The 13,675-nt window shown below is 62.9% G+C and carries 14 protein-coding genes; 3 read left to right on the forward strand and 11 right to left on the reverse strand.

Annotated features, from left to right (window positions below; genetic code table 11):
- Positions 1 to 125 precede the first annotated feature (125 nt).
- A complete protein-coding gene (locus AC2FNL_RS14190) occupies positions 126 to 557 on the forward strand; it encodes a DUF1489 family protein (protein WP_496834037.1) in 432 nt (143 codons plus the stop codon).
- A 2-nt stretch (positions 558 to 559) separates the two neighbouring features.
- On the opposite strand, the gene hisG is transcribed toward AC2FNL_RS14190, so the two are convergent.
- Genes hisG through hisS form a run of 3 tightly spaced genes read right to left on the reverse strand, consistent with a single transcriptional unit; the run spans position 560 to position 3,825 of the window.
- Entirely contained in the window at positions 560 to 1,249 is a 690-nt protein-coding gene (hisG, locus tag AC2FNL_RS14195; RefSeq protein WP_093964617.1) for an ATP phosphoribosyltransferase, read from the reverse strand.
- Entirely contained in the window at positions 1,246 to 2,334 is a 1,089-nt protein-coding gene (locus tag AC2FNL_RS14200) for an ATP phosphoribosyltransferase regulatory subunit (protein WP_093964616.1), read from the reverse strand. Before AC2FNL_RS14200 ends, hisG begins: the two co-directional genes overlap by 4 nt.
- Positions 2,335 to 2,337: 3 nt before the next feature.
- Positions 2,338 to 3,825 carry a histidine--tRNA ligase gene (hisS, locus tag AC2FNL_RS14205; RefSeq protein ID WP_093964615.1) on the reverse strand — a complete coding sequence of 496 codons (1,488 nt, stop codon included), beginning with the start codon at positions 3,823 to 3,825 and terminating at the stop codon, positions 2,338 to 2,340.
- Between the two features lie 128 nt (positions 3,826 to 3,953).
- Between hisS and AC2FNL_RS14210 the strand changes: the two genes are divergently transcribed.
- On the forward strand, positions 3,954 to 4,148 hold the full coding sequence (locus tag AC2FNL_RS14210; protein WP_093964614.1) for a SlyX family protein: 195 nt from the start codon (positions 3,954 to 3,956) through the stop codon (positions 4,146 to 4,148).
- Between the two features lie 9 nt (positions 4,149 to 4,157).
- Here the strand turns inward: AC2FNL_RS14210 and AC2FNL_RS14215 are convergent, their stop codons facing one another.
- The 8 genes from AC2FNL_RS14215 to ychF all read right to left on the reverse strand — a co-directional run bounded on the left by AC2FNL_RS14215 (position 4,158) and on the right by ychF (position 12,928).
- Positions 4,158 to 4,523 (reverse strand): hypothetical protein, encoded by a 366-nt coding sequence (locus AC2FNL_RS14215; protein WP_496834038.1) that lies wholly within the window; start codon positions 4,521 to 4,523, stop codon positions 4,158 to 4,160.
- A 41-nt stretch (positions 4,524 to 4,564) separates the two neighbouring features.
- Positions 4,565 to 4,783, reverse strand: coding sequence for a YMGG-like glycine zipper-containing protein (locus tag AC2FNL_RS14220; RefSeq protein ID WP_244952316.1), 219 nt, complete (start codon positions 4,781 to 4,783; stop codon positions 4,565 to 4,567).
- Positions 4,784 to 4,868: 85 nt separating this feature from the next.
- Positions 4,869 to 5,390, reverse strand: coding sequence for a thioesterase family protein (locus tag AC2FNL_RS14225; protein ID WP_496834039.1), 522 nt, complete (start codon positions 5,388 to 5,390; stop codon positions 4,869 to 4,871).
- Positions 5,387 to 6,175, reverse strand: coding sequence for a cyclase family protein (locus tag AC2FNL_RS14230; RefSeq protein ID WP_093965022.1), 789 nt, complete (start codon positions 6,173 to 6,175; stop codon positions 5,387 to 5,389). The genes AC2FNL_RS14225 and AC2FNL_RS14230 overlap by 4 nt, the downstream gene beginning before the upstream one ends.
- Positions 6,176 to 6,292: 117 nt before the next feature.
- Positions 6,293 to 9,076: a formate dehydrogenase subunit alpha gene (fdhF, locus tag AC2FNL_RS14235; RefSeq protein WP_496834040.1), complete on the reverse strand. Its 2,784-nt coding sequence runs from the start codon at positions 9,074 to 9,076 to the stop codon at positions 6,293 to 6,295.
- 11 nt (positions 9,077 to 9,087) lie between these two features.
- Positions 9,088 to 10,791: an NAD(P)H-dependent oxidoreductase subunit E gene (locus AC2FNL_RS14240; RefSeq protein WP_496834041.1), complete on the reverse strand. Its 1,704-nt coding sequence runs from the start codon at positions 10,789 to 10,791 to the stop codon at positions 9,088 to 9,090.
- Positions 10,792 to 10,875: 84 nt separating this feature from the next.
- Positions 10,876 to 11,757, reverse strand: coding sequence for a LysR family transcriptional regulator (locus AC2FNL_RS14245; protein ID WP_496834042.1), 882 nt, complete (start codon positions 11,755 to 11,757; stop codon positions 10,876 to 10,878).
- Between the two features lie 73 nt (positions 11,758 to 11,830).
- Complete coding sequence (gene ychF, locus AC2FNL_RS14250) at positions 11,831 to 12,928, reverse strand: redox-regulated ATPase YchF (protein ID WP_170357094.1); 1,098 nt, start codon at positions 12,926 to 12,928, stop codon at positions 11,831 to 11,833.
- A gap of 196 nt (positions 12,929 to 13,124) precedes the next feature.
- On the opposite strand from ychF, the gene AC2FNL_RS14255 reads away from it, so the two are divergent.
- The gene (locus tag AC2FNL_RS14255) at positions 13,125 to 13,610 is read left to right on the forward strand and encodes an acyloxyacyl hydrolase (RefSeq protein ID WP_496834043.1); all 486 of its coding nucleotides are present in this window, start codon (positions 13,125 to 13,127) and stop codon (positions 13,608 to 13,610) included.
- Positions 13,611 to 13,675: the final 65 nt, after the last annotated feature.

Raw genomic sequence — 13,675 nt, forward strand, 5'->3', positions numbered from 1 at the left:
GATTCCCTGTCTTGAAAGAGGCATCCAGATTAGACCAAATCCGCGCCGAACCACAACAGCTTGATAGCGCGCAACGGTAAGATACAATATAAAGATAGTCCGTGGGACGACTCTGTGGGAAAGCTGTGGATAATTATATCAACCTCGTGAAACTCTCGGTCGGGTCCGAGAGCGTTGACAGCCTGATCGCCTGGCAGGACAGTTATCGCCGGCGGTTTCCGGATGGCCTGCCCCGCCACATCACCCGCATGTGGCCCAAGCGCGAGGCCGAGATTCTGAACGGCGGATCGATCTTCTGGGTTATCAAGGGTGTCATCCAGTGCCGCCAGCGGGTTTTGCGGTTGGACGAGGTGACGGGTGAGGATGGCATCCGCCGCTGCGCAATCGTGCTGGACCCGCAGGTCCACCGCACTCAGGGCGCGCAGAAACGACCGTTTCAGGGCTGGCGCTATCTGAAACCCGAGGACAGCCCCGCAGACCTGCCCGAAAGCCGCGCGCAGGACGACGCCCTGCCCGAGGATCTGAACCGCGCATTGGCTGAGATCGGCGTCCTCTGACCTCAGCCCAGACGGCGCATCACTTCTGTCAGAGCAGCCTTTTCGGTGGCCCCGTATTCCGCAACCCGGCTGCGCCACAGAGTGGCCTGCGATTGCAGGATCAACCCGTCCGAGAGGATCTTGAGGTGGTTGGCGCGCAAGGTCTCACCGGTCGAGGTGATGTCAGCTATCGCCTCGGCGGTTTCATTCATCACCGTGCCCTCGGTCGCCCCCTGGCTGTCGACCAGCGTATAATCGGCGACCCCGGAATCGGTCAGGAACTCGCGCACCATACGGTGGTACTTCGTGGCGATCCGCAGGCGGTGCCCATGCGTGGCCCGAAAAGCGGCGGCGGCGGCATCCAGGTCATCCAGCGTCTCGACATCGACCCAGCAGACCGGAACCGCGATCACCAGATCGGCCTGACCAAAGCCCAGCGGTGCGATTTCTTCAACCTGCTGTTCCCAGCGTGGCAATTTCTCGTGCACCAGATCGGTGCCGGTCACGCCCAGATGAATACGGCCGGCAGCCAGTTCGCGCGGGATCTCTCCGGCCGACAGCAGGATCAGCGAGACATCCTCGATCCCGTCCACCTTGCCTGCGTATTCCCGGTCGGACCCGGCCCGCGACAGCTCGATCCCGTGGCGGGCGAACCAGGCAAAGGTTTTCTCCATCAGCCGCCCTTTGGACGGCACGCCCAGCTTCAGGGTCATTGGCCCGCCTCCTCGATTTCCAGCATCAGGTCGGGGCGCAGCACGCCACCCACCGCCGGGATCTCGGCCCCGTTGCCCAGTTGCCGCGTCAGCGCATCATAGCGCCCGCCGGTGGCGATGGGCGGCAGGTCGGGGCGGCGCTCGGCGTAGAAGCCGAAAACGAACCCGTCGTAATATTCCATCGAGGTGCGCCCATACGAGGCTTCGAAATCCAGCTTGCCGACATCAACGCCACGCGCCTGCAGGGCGGCGATCCGCGCTTCAAGCCGGTCCAGCGCGGGGATGATCTGAGGTAGATCGACGGCGATATCGCGCAGGTGCTCCAGCGCATAGGGCATGGTCTCGCGCACGCCCAGCAGCGAGTCCAGCCCGGCCATTTCCGTGTCGGAAATCGGCGGCGTGTCGCGGTCGGCGCGCAGGGCGTCGATACGGGCGGCAATCTCGGCCGGTCGGCGCTTACCGATCACCGGCGCGTCGCAGGCCATCGGGTCGGCCGCCGCGAGCAACGCGGCGCGGTGGTCCAGCTCGGGCTTGCGGCCCGCGAACCGGTCCAGCAGAGCCCGGAACCGGCGCGGCCGCCACAGGTGGCGCATCAGCGCGGCCTTACGTTGGTCGGAGGTGCGCAGGCCCTGAACGGCCGCGGTCAGAATGCCGATGTCGCCGGTCGCCGCGCGCAGCGGCAGGCCGCGCAATTGCAGGGCAAACAGCGAGAACACCTCGGCATCGGCCCCTGCCGGATCGTCGCGGTCAAAGACCTCGTAGCCCACCTGGATGTATTCATTGGCGCGGTCGGGGTCATGTTCCTGACGGCGGAACACCTCGCCCGAATAGGTGTACCGCGCCGGTTCAGCGCCGTCGCGCATGTGCATCTGCACCACCGGCAGGGTGAAATCCGGGCGCAGCATCTGTTCGCCGCGCAGCGCGTCCGAGGTGACATAGGCCCGCGCGCGGATATCCTCGCCGTAAAGGTCCAGCAGCGTCTCGGCCGATTGCAGCAGCGGCGTGTCGACGACCTGCGCCCCGGCGGCCTCGAAACGCACGCGCATCATCGCGGCCCGGGCCTGGATCTGGGATCGGTTGGCCATGGCTCAGTCCTGACTGTCCAGAATCTCGCGCACCTTGGCGACCAGATCGCCGCGCGGTACCTCGAACTGGCTGGGGCGTTCCTTCCATTCCTCAAGCGTGGCGCTTTCGGCGATCTTGGCGCCCAGGATCAGGTCCTTGATCTGAACCACGCCGCGGTCCTTCTCGTCCCCGCCCTCGATCACCGCGACGGGCGAGTTCCGCTTGTCTGCGTATTTCAGCTGATTGCCGAAATTCTTTGGGTTGCCCAGATAGACCTCGGCGCGGATGCCGGCATTGCGCAGCTCGGCCACCATCGCCTGGTAGTCGGCCATGCGGTCCCGGTCCATCACGGTCACGACGACCGGCCCGGTGTCATGTGACTTGATCCGACCTTTCTCGCGCAGCGCGGCCAGCAACCGGTCGACCCCGATCGAGATGCCCGTCGCGGGCACTTCCTGCCCGGTGAAGCGCTTGACCAGATCATCGTAGCGCCCGCCGCCCGAGACAGACCCGAACTGCCGCTTGCGGCCCTTTTCGTCGAAGATCTCGAAGGTCAGCTCGGCCTCGTAGACCGGACCGGTGTAGTATCCCAGCCCTCGCACAACCGAGGGGTCGATCTGAATGCGATCGGCGCCATAGCCGCCCGCGGCCAGCAACTCGCCGATCTGTTCCAGCTCGGAGATACCTTCGGCGCCGATCTTGCTGTCGCCCACGGCCGAGCGCAGGTTGGCCAGCGTTCCGGCGGTGTCATCGGCCTTGGAGGTCAGGAAGGCGATCACCGGCTCGGCCTGATCGTCGGACAGGCCAACACCCTCGATGAACGCGCCCGAAGCATCCAGCCGGCCCTTGGTCAGCAACTCGCGCACGCCCTGCTCGCCCACTTTGTCGAACTTGTCGATGGTGCGCAGTACGTCATCGCGCGCCGCGGCGTCCGTGCCCAGGCCCATGGCCTCGAGCACGCCGTTGAGGACCTTGCGGTTGTTGACCCGCACCAGATAGTCGCCGCGCGGGATGCCCACGGTTTCCAGCGTATCCGACAGCATGGCGCAGATTTCGGCATCGGCAGCCATGCTGGCCGTGCCCACAGTATCCGCATCACACTGATAGAACTGGCGATACCGCCCCGGCCCCGGCTTTTCGTTGCGCCAGACCGGACCCATCGCATAGCGGCGATAGGGTGTGGGCAGGTCGTTTCGGTGTTGGGCATAGACCCGGGCCAGCGGCGCGGTCAGGTCATAACGCAGCGCCATCCAGTCGCCGTTGCCGCCCTCGTCAAACTCCTGCCAGGCGAACACGCCTTCGTTCGGGCGATCGACGTCGGGCAGGAACTTGCCCAGCGCTTCGACCGTTTCCACGGCGCTGCTTTCCAGCGCATCAAACCCATAGCGATGATAGACGTCCGCAATCGTCCGCAGCATCTCGGTGCGCTGCGTGACTTCCTGGCCGAAATAGTCGCGGAACCCTTTCGGCGTGACGGCCTTGGGGCGGGGCTGTTTCTTGGGCTTGGCCATGTGGGGCGTCCTTGGGATTTCATCACTTGCGCGCGCGGTCTATCCCATGGTCTGGGTCGGGGCAAGCCAGCGCTGGCATTGCGCGCGCCACAGCGGTATGACCGCACCAGATCACAGGAGCCCCAGCGATGCAGCATCTGGAAGAAAAAATTGCCCATCTGACCCGCACCGTGGATGACCTGAGCATGGTCGTCGCCAAGCAGCAGGACGAGATCGATCGCCTGACCCGCCACGTCGCGATGCTGATGCAGCGCGAAGCCGAACGTGCGCAGGAAGGATCCGGCGGGGTCATTCTGGGCGACGAGCGCCCACCGCACTATTGAGCCCGACCCCTACAGCCCAAGCGTTGATTTAACGGCATCGTCGACGACACCACCCAACAGGGCATCCTCATCGCCTGCGCAACCTTCGGTCAGCGCTGAAAGAAAAGCCTCACGCAGCTTGGCCTTTTCTTCGTCCGAGGATGCAAACTCTTCGATATCAACCTGACGGTTGTAGATCGAAAGAGCGGTCATCTTTCTGACGACGTCGAAAACGTATTCATCATTCCCATCAGCCTCTTCGATGACCGAAGCGCAGGTGTGGTACATCAGCGGAAGCGCGTCTTGCGCCATCTGGTCGGCGGCCTCGTCCGCCGTGCCGATGGACGGGAGAAGGATCAAGCCAGCCAGAACCGGTTTGAAATCAAGCAGTCGCATCAGGACTCCTTTCTGACGGCGGTCAGTCATGGACACCCCCGTCACTTGCGGTTTGCCCCAATGATGGCACCGACAACCGCACCTGCGGCCGCGCCTTTGCCATCTCCAATCAACGCTCCGACGCCGGCGCCGATCAGGGCGCCCTTCAGCGCGTCTTCTTCCTTTTTCTTGTCCGCCAAAGCGGCTGACGCAGGCAAGACGATCAGCGATGCCGCCAATATGCAGGCTGGCGCCTGCGCGCATTTCCTCAGGATCCACATTTGGTTGCCCTCCCGTGACCAAGCCCGAACCGGGTGGTCAGCGTAACCCGCTCCTGGAATTCTGGCAACAAAGGCCACTCTCAGGCTATTTGCGCCGAATGCCGATTGGTCTGCCGATCTGCGGCTCGGGGGGCAATGCGGCATGGTCGAACACCATTCGCGCCAGCCGCACCGCAGCCCAGTCCGGGTAGGGTTCCGACCGGCCTGTTGTGTGGCTGACATTCATGAACAGGGCCTCTTGGGTTGCACTGACCACGCCATCCTCGACCGACACCATCTGCGCAAAATAGTGACCACGCTTGTGATCGGCGTCCAGCATCCGAAACCGGAAAACCAATGCCTCGCCCTCGCGAACCTCGCGCAGGAAATGCAGATGCGACTGCAGGATGTACGGCCCCTGCTCCAGCGCCGCGACCTGCGGTTCGCCCAGGCCGAGATGATCGACCAGCAGCCGTTCAAAGGCCAGATCGAACACCACGCCATAATACCCCACATTCATGTGACCGTTATAGTCGATCCAGTCGGGACGGACCGTGAAACCGGTGATTTCGACCGGCGCAGGGTACGGCCCGTCATGGCCGCCCAAGGGCTCGGTTTGCCGGGTCATTCGTCGTCTTCCTCCTCGAAGATCGCCACCGCGCGGATGAACCCGGCCGAGGCGCCCTTGATCTTGAACGGAAAGCACGAGATCTCGAACCCCGTGGGCGGCAGGCTTTCCAGATTGGTCAGCTTCTCCATGTGGCAATAGCCGATCTCCATCGACGCGCGATGCCCCTCCCAGATGATCGAGGGATCCTGGGTTTCCGCGTATTCCTGCGCGGTCAGCGGGAAGGGCGCGTCCCAGCTCCAGGCGTCGGTGCCGGTCACGCGCACGCCGCGCTCGGTCAGGTACAGCGTGGCTTCGCGCCCCATTCCGCAGCCTTTCATCAGGTAATCCGGCTGGCCATAACAGGTGCCGGCCGAGGTATTGACCACGACGATATCCAGCGGTCGCAGGTCATGCCCGATCCGCTTCAACTCGGCCGCGACATCGGCGGCGGTGACGACGTAGCCATCCTCGAAATGCCGGAAATCCAGCTTCACGCCCGGGTTCATGCACCACTCCAGCGGCACCTCGTCAATGGTGATCGCCCGCTCGCCCCGGTTCATGGTCGAATGGTGATGGTACGGCGCGTCCAGGTGGGTGCCGTTATGGGTGGCAATCTGCAGCCGTTCGATGGCCCAGCCTTCGGCACCCGGCAGGTCCTCTTTCTTCAGGCCGGGGAAAAAGGCCATCACCTGCTCGGCCGTCTGGTCGTGGTTCATGTATTCGATCTGCGGCAGCATGATCGGCGGGTCCGACACGATGCCGGTTTCCAGCGGAACGGACAGATCGACGAAACGGCGGGCCATGAACTCCTCCGGGATTGCGCGGCCCAAGGGTTGGCTGGCTGCAAGCATCTGTCAAGCCAAGAAAAAGGCGGGCACGCTGGCCCGCCTTTTCAGGGTTTTGGTGAGTCGCTGCAGGCTTTACTCGGCCGCGATGGCGTCCTCGATCTTTTCGACACGGATGGCCGAGAACTTGAACTCGGGGATCTTGCCATATGGGTCGATGGCCGGGTTGGTCAGGATGTTCGCCGCCGCCTCGACATAGGCGAAGGGGATGAACACCATATCCTCGGCGATCGCCCGGTCGGCGCGCACCATGATCTCGATCGAGCCGCGCCGGGTGGTCAGACGCACCATCTCGCCGGGTTCGATCCCCATCAGCTTGAGCGTACGCGGGTTCATCGAACAGTTCGCCTCGGGCTCGACCGCGTCCAGCACCTTGGCACGACGGGTCATGGACCCGGTGTGCCAGTGTTCCAGTTGCCGCCCTGTGGTGGCGATCATGGGGAATTCCTCGTCCGGGGCCTCATCCGGGGGGATGATACTGGCCGGAGTGAATTTCGCACGGCCATCCGGGCGCGGGAAGCCGTCGCCGAACACGATGGGCTGGCCCGGATCGGTCTCGGACAGCGACGGATAGGTGATGCTCTCGGTCTCGAGCCGCTCCCATGTGATGTTGTCCAGCGAAGCCATGGTCAGCTTCATCTCGTCGAACACCTGCGAGACATCCGTGTAATCCCAGTTCAGCCCGATGCGCTGCGCCAGATCGACGGTGATCGCCCAATCCTCGCGCGCCTCGACCGGCGGCGGCACCGCGGGACGTACGCGCTGCACCTGACGGTTGGTGTTCGACACCGTGCCGTTCTTTTCATACAGCGCCGAGGCCGGCAGGATGATGTCGGCATAGTTCGCCGTTTCGGTCAGGAAGATGTCCTGCACAATCATCAGGTCCAGCTTGGCCAGCGCCTCGCGGGCGTGGTGCACGTCGGGGTCGGACATGGCCGGGTTTTCGCCCAGGATGTACATGCCCTTGATCTTGCCGGCATAGGCGTGGTCGATGATCTCGGTCACGGTCAGGCCCTTCTCGTTCGAGAAATCGCCCGAGTTCCAGACCTGACTGAACTTGGCCCGCACGGCGTCGTCGGTGACCGACTGGTAGTCAGGCAGGAACATCGGGATCAGGCCGGCATCCGAGGCCCCCTGTACGTTGTTCTGCCCACGCAGCGGGTGCAGACCGGCGCCCGGCTTGCCCACATTGCCCGTCATCAGCGCCAGCGAGATCAGGCAGCGCGAATTGTCGGTGCCGTGGATATGCTGGCTGACGCCCATGCCCCAGAAGATCAGGCCGGCATTCGCATTGGCGAAAATCCGGGCCACGCGGCGCAGCTGATCCGGGTCGATGCCGCAGATCGGCGCCATCTTCTCGGGGGTGAACTGGCGCAGGTGCTCCTTCTCGGCCTCCCAATTCTCGGTCCAGCGGTGGATGTACTGGCTGTCATACAGCTCTTCCTCGACGATCACGTTCATGATCGCGTTCAGCATCGAGACATCGGCACCGGGCCGGAACTGAAGCATCTCGGTCGCGAATTTGCGCATGCCCACGCCGCGCGGGTCCATCACGATCAGCTTGCCGCCGCGCTTGGCGAACTGCTTGAAATAGGTGGCTGCGACGGGGTGGTTCTCGATCGGGTTGGCGCCGATGATGATCGCGACATCGGCGTTCTCGATCTCGTTGAAGGTCGCGGTCACCGCGCCCGAGCCCACGTTCTCGATCAGCGCGGCCACCGACGAGGCGTGGCACAGCCGCGTGCAGTGGTCCACGTTGTTGTGGCCAAAGCCCTGCCGGATGAACTTCTGGAACAGATAGGCCTCTTCGTTGGTGCATTTGGCCGAGCCAAAGCCCGCCACGCTGCGCGGATCCTCATCCCGCAGCTTCATCAAACCCTTGGCGGCCAGATCCAGCGCCTCGTCCCAGGTTGCCTCGCGGAAATGGGTGCTCCAGTCGGCAGGATCGACGTTCAACCCCTTTGGCGGCGCATCCTCGCGCCGGATCAGCGGCTTGGTCAGGCGGTGCGGGTGGTGGATGTAGTCGAACCCGAACCGGCCCTTGACGCACAGACGGCCCTCGTTGGCGGGGCCGTTGATGCCCTCGACATATTTGACCTTGCCGTCCTTGACCTTAAGGCTGACCTTGCAGCCCACCCCGCAGAAGGGGCAGACGCTTTCGGTCTCGGAATCGTAATCCTTGCTGTCGCCGCGCTGCTGGTCGTCCAGCACGGTGGCGGGCATCAGCGCGCCGGTGGGGCAAGCCTGAACGCATTCGCCGCAAGCCACGCAGGTTGAGTCACCCATCGGGTCGTTCTGGTCGAACACCACCTGGGCGGTATGCCCTCGGCCGGCCATGCCGATCACGTCATTCACCTGCACGTCGCGGCAGGCACGGACGCAGAGGTTGCAGTTGATGCAGGCATCCAGATTGACCCGCATCGCCACATGACTGTCATCCAGAAGAGGGATCTTCTCGGGCTCTTTCGCCGGAAAGCGGCTGTCGCTGACATCGTTCAGCTTGGCCATGTCCCAAAAATGGCTCGAGGCATCATGCGGCTGTTCGGGCTGGTCGGCCACCAGCAGTTCCATCACCAGCGCGCGCGATTTCTCGGCGCGGTCAGTGTCGGTTTTCACGACCATTCCTTCAGCCGCCGGACGGATGCACGAGGCGACCAGCGTCCGCTCGCCCTCGACCTCGACCATACACGCGCGGCAGTTGCCGTCGGGGCGATAGCCCGGCGCAGGTTTATGGCACAGGTGCGGGATGACCAGACCCTTGCCGTTGGCCGCTTCCCAGATCGTGGTGCCCTCGGGCACGGTCACGTCTTCGCCGTTCAGGTTGAAGGTGACGGTCTTGGTTTCGCTTGCGTCAAGCATGGCTGTCTCCCTCAGATCTCATTGGCGAAGTGTTTCATGACCAGGCGGATCGGGTTCGGGGCCGCCTGCCCCAGCCCGCAGATCGAGGCATCGCCCATCACCTGGCACAGGTCTTCCAGCAGGTCGGTGTCCCACTTGTCAGCCTGCATCAGCTTGACTGCCTTCTCGCAGCCCGCCCGGCAGGGCGTGCACTGGCCACAGCTTTCGTCCTCGAAGAACCGCAGCATGTTCAGCGCCGCGTCGCGGGCGGTGTCCTGATCGGACAGAACCACGACGGCGGCGGACCCGATGAAGGTGCCCAACGGCTGCAGGGTGTCAAAGTCGAGCGGGACGCCGTCGATACTGGAGGGGAGAAGACCCGACGACGGCCCGCCCGGTTGATACGCCTTGAAGACATGGCCCTCGGCCATGCCCCCGGCGGCATCAATCACGTCCAAAATGGTCGAGCCTGCCGGCAGCAGGTAGACGCCCGGCTTGGCCACCCGGCCCGAGACCGAATAGCTGCGCAGGCCCTTGCGGCCATTCTTTTCGACTGAGCTGAGGATTTCCGGGCCTTCCCGGCAGATCTTCGAGACCCAGTAGAGCGTCTCGACATTGTGCACCAGCGTCGGGCGGCCGAAAACGCCGACCTGCGCCACGAAAGGCGGGCGGTGGCGGGGCAGGCCCTTCCTGCCCTCGATTGACTCGATCATCGCGGATTCTTCACCGCAGATATAGGCACCCGCACCGCGGCGCAGGTCGATATAGCCTTTCTCGACGATCCCGTCCTGTTCCAGCGCCGCGATCTCGCGCCGCAGGATCTCGAGTACCGCCGGGTATTCGTCGCGCATGTAGATGAAGCAGGTCTGTGCCTCGACCGCCCAGGCGGCGATCAGCATGCCTTCGAGGAAAACATGCGGCGTGCGCTCCAGGTAATAGCGGTCCTTGAAGGTGCCGGGCTCGCCCTCATCCCCGTTCACGGCCAGATAGCGCGGGCCGTCATTCATGCGGACAAAGCCCCATTTCTTGCCCGACGGGAAACCGGCACCGCCCAAGCCGCGCAGGCCCGAGGCCAGAACCTGTTCCTGAACCGCTTCCCAGTCGCCACCTTCGCACAATTCTTTCAGCTTGGCGTAACCGCCGCTTTCGACATAGGTCGCAAAGGTCTCATAGTCGGGCAGATGGGCGTGGGTGTCTCCGGCCGCGATGGCGGCTTGCACCTTTTCGGGGGTTGCGTGGTCGATGTGGTTGTGCCCGATTTCCAGCACCGGTGCGGTGTCGCAGCGACCCATGCAGGGCGCGCGCAGAACGCGGACTTCGGACGGGTCCAGCCCGTCCTCCAGCGCCTTCTTCAGCTGCTGCGCACCGGCCATCTCGCAGGACAGGGAATCGCAGACGCGGATGGTCAAGGCGGGGGGAGGAGTTTCACCCTCTTTCACCACGTCGAAATGGGCATAGAAAGTCGCGGTCTCGTAGATCTCGGCCTGACCGATGCGCATCTCGACGGCCAGCGCGGCGATATGGTCGGCGCTGATATGGCCGTGCGTGTCTTGGATCAGATGCAGAAACTCGATCAACAGGTCGCGGCGGCGCGGGCGGTCGCCCAGCAGGCGCTGAATCTCGGCCTGCGCCTCGTCCGTGAACTGACGGCCCTTGGGCGTATGCCGCCCCTTGCCTTTACCTGACTTCCAGACGCCCTTTGGCGCGCCTGATGGCTTGGTATCCAATGGTGCCATGATGCCCTCCGATCGAGCCTCGTCTCTCATCAGAGTAGCATATCGTCAAATCGCAAAAACCAATGGCACGATAACGACAGTTTATCACCGCAAAGACGTCACGACCTGCCGCAATGCACCAACGGTGGGCAATTCCGGATCCCGCGCCAGCGTCGCCAGACAGATCGGCTTGCTGACCACAGGATCAACCAGAGGCAAGACACGCGTGCCTTTCAAATCGCCGAGCGCCCGTACCAGAACCCGTGGCACGACCGTCGCCGCCAGCCCCTCACGCGCCATGACCATCGAGGCAGTAAACCCGCTGGTTTCGGCCACCACACGCGGATGCAACCCCTGTTCGGCAAATATCCTGTCGAGGATGCGCCTGTTCTGCATCTGGGGCTCCAACAAGCTGAGCGGAAACTCGGCCACCTGCGCCCACGGGATCGGGCCCGTGCTCTGCGTCATATGCTCGGGGATGAGCAAAACATAGGTTTCCTCGTACAGAGGCTGCACATAGCGCAGGTCAGTGCCGATGCTGTCGCCATAGGTGATGCCGGCATCCAGGCTGCCTTCGTCCAGGCGGTGCTGGATTGCCGTGGCCGACATCGTCTCGATCCGCGACAGGATACGCGGATGCGCCTGCTGCAGCCGCTTGACCAAGCGGCCAGTAAACGCGATGGCGGTCGGGATCACGCCCAGGATCAGTGTACCGGTGATCTCGCCCTTGATCGCCTGCACCTCCTGCTCGAGCGCTTTGGCGTCATCCAGAATGCGGCGGGCGCGGCGGACGATCATCTCGCCCTCTTCGGTCAGGCCCTGAAAGCGGTTCGCACGGCGGACGATGGACACGCCAAGCCGATCCTCGAGGTTGCGGATCCGCATCGAGAACGCGGGCTGCGAAATACCGCACTCCTCGGCCGCCTTGGCAAAATGGCGATGACGCGCCAAAGCGCTGAGCAATTGCAGATCGCGGATTTCGAACACGTGCGGGCCTCGGGCGGACAGGAGCGATACCTCAAGATACCGCCAATGCCGGCCCAGAAAAGCTGTTTCGAGATCAAGTGTTGAAGAGGAAGTGCATCACGTCGCCATCCTTGACGACATAGCTTTTGCCTTCTGCACGCATCTTCCCGGCCTCTTTGGCGCCCTGTTCGCCATTGCACGCCACGAAATCATCATAGGCAATTGTCTCGGCGCGGATGAAGCCCTTTTCAAAGTCGCCGTGGATGACACCGGCCGCCTGAGGTGCCGCAGTGCCCCTGCGAATGGTCCAGGCGCGCGCCTCTTTCGGGCCAACCGTGAAATAGGTTTCCAGCTTGAGCAGGTCGTACCCCGCACGGATCAGTCGATCGAGGCCCGGTTCTTCGAGCCCCATTTCTTCGAGGAACATCTGCGCCTCTTCAGGCTCCAGCAGACTGATCTCTTCTTCGATCTTGGCGCTGATGATGACATGGGCATTGCCCTGCGCCGCGGCCATCTCGGCCACACGCGCGGAATATTCATTGCCTTCGGCCGCGTCTTCTTCCGAGACATTGCAGACATACAAGACCGGCTTGGTAGTCAGCAACTGCAGCATCTTCCAGGCTTTTGCATCCTCGTCGGACACCTCGACCAAACGGGCGGGCTTGCCGCTTTCCAGCATCTCTTGCGCGGTGGCCAGCAACCGGTCTTGCTGCTGCGCTTCCTTGTCGTTGCCCTTGAGCTTGCGTACGAGGTTGGCGCGACGCTTTTCGATGCTTTCCAGATCGGCCAGCATCAGTTCGGTCTCGATGGTCTCGGCATCGGCCACCGGATCGACCTTGCCTTCGACATGGGTCACGTCACCATCTTCGAAACAGCGCAATACATGAGCGATGGCATCGGTTTCGCGAATGTTGGCCAGAAACTGGTTCCCCAGCCCCTCACCTTTCGAAGCGCCTTTGACCAGGCCTGCAATATCCACGAACGTCATCCGGGTCGGGATGATCTGCTTCGATTTGGCGATCGCAGCCAACTTGTCCAGACGCGCATCGGGAACGGCCACGTCACCCACATTGGGCTCGATCGTGCAGAACGGGAAATTCGCCGCCTGCGCGGCCGCGGTCTTGGTCAACGCGTTGAACAGGGTCGACTTGCCGACATTCGGCAGACCCACGATACCCATTTTAAAGCCCATGACGGCCTCCTGATGCCATTCGCGGGCTGCTTCTATGCGGGTCCGGTGCAATGCGCAAGGCACCTGCGGCTGCTGGCCCTGAGTCCAATCTGCAACATCACGAAAATGTAGGGAAAACGTGTGCTTGTTGACATTGAACACGAGAGAATAGTGTCAGACTTTAGCTTTGTAACGAATATCAACAGCGAACATCCCTATGAAAAACCTCCTTTCAAGCGCCGCTTTTCTAGCTTTTTCAACAGCCGCGCAGGCGCAGTCGGTGATTTTCGGCGCCGGCTACGCCGACTATTCGAAGAGCAACTCGATTGACCAGGCGATCTTTTCCCTCGAATACCAGCACCGGCCATTTCACGAGGCCACCCGCTTCAGCGCCGCGCTCGGGGCCGCGCTGTCGGTGGACGAGGATGGAAACACACATATCGGCGCCGGGGTGATCGGGATCTATTCCTTTGCCGACAGATGGTTCGTGGAAGGCAGCGTGATGCCGGGTTTCTACAGCGAAGCCAACGAATTGAACGACCTGGGCGGGAGCTTCGAAATCCGCAGCCTTTTCGGGCTGGGCTACACGTTGAACAACGGCAATGACATATCGTTGGCCGTGACCCACAAATCAAACGCCAGCACGCAAGAGGAAAACCCCGGCGTGAACGCGCTGTTGCTGCGGTACCACCTGAACTTCTGAAACTTCTGAACCCACCGCGCAGGACGGGATTGATTTTCGGCCAAAGTTTCTGCACATCAGGTCCA

It is taken from the genome of Ruegeria sp. CRTD044 (assembly GCF_059613485.1).

Bases quoted from the DNA above. Each gene is read 5' to 3' on its own strand.
- AC2FNL_RS14240 (WP_496834041.1), bottom strand. From the start codon at position 10,791: ATGGCACCATTGGATACCAAGCCATCAGGCGCGCCAAAGGGCGTCTGG.
- AC2FNL_RS14200 (WP_093964616.1), bottom strand. From the start codon at position 2,334: ATGGCCAACCGATCCCAGATCCAGGCCCGGGCCGCGATGATGCGCGTG.
- ychF (WP_170357094.1), bottom strand. From the start codon at position 12,928: ATGGGCTTTAAAATGGGTATCGTGGGTCTGCCGAATGTCGGCAAGTCG.
- AC2FNL_RS14215 (WP_496834038.1), bottom strand. From the start codon at position 4,523: ATGCGACTGCTTGATTTCAAACCGGTTCTGGCTGGCTTGATCCTTCTC.
- AC2FNL_RS14225 (WP_496834039.1), bottom strand. From the start codon at position 5,390: ATGACCCGGCAAACCGAGCCCTTGGGCGGCCATGACGGGCCGTACCCT.
- AC2FNL_RS14255 (WP_496834043.1), top strand. From the start codon at position 13,125: ATGAAAAACCTCCTTTCAAGCGCCGCTTTTCTAGCTTTTTCAACAGCC.
- AC2FNL_RS14210 (WP_093964614.1), top strand. From the start codon at position 3,954: ATGCAGCATCTGGAAGAAAAAATTGCCCATCTGACCCGCACCGTGGAT.
- fdhF (WP_496834040.1), bottom strand. From the start codon at position 9,076: ATGCTTGACGCAAGCGAAACCAAGACCGTCACCTTCAACCTGAACGGC.
- hisS (WP_093964615.1), bottom strand. From the start codon at position 3,825: ATGGCCAAGCCCAAGAAACAGCCCCGCCCCAAGGCCGTCACGCCGAAA.
- AC2FNL_RS14220 (WP_244952316.1), bottom strand. From the start codon at position 4,783: ATGTGGATCCTGAGGAAATGCGCGCAGGCGCCAGCCTGCATATTGGCG.
- AC2FNL_RS14230 (WP_093965022.1), bottom strand. From the start codon at position 6,175: ATGGCCCGCCGTTTCGTCGATCTGTCCGTTCCGCTGGAAACCGGCATC.
- hisG (WP_093964617.1), bottom strand. From the start codon at position 1,249: ATGACCCTGAAGCTGGGCGTGCCGTCCAAAGGGCGGCTGATGGAGAAA.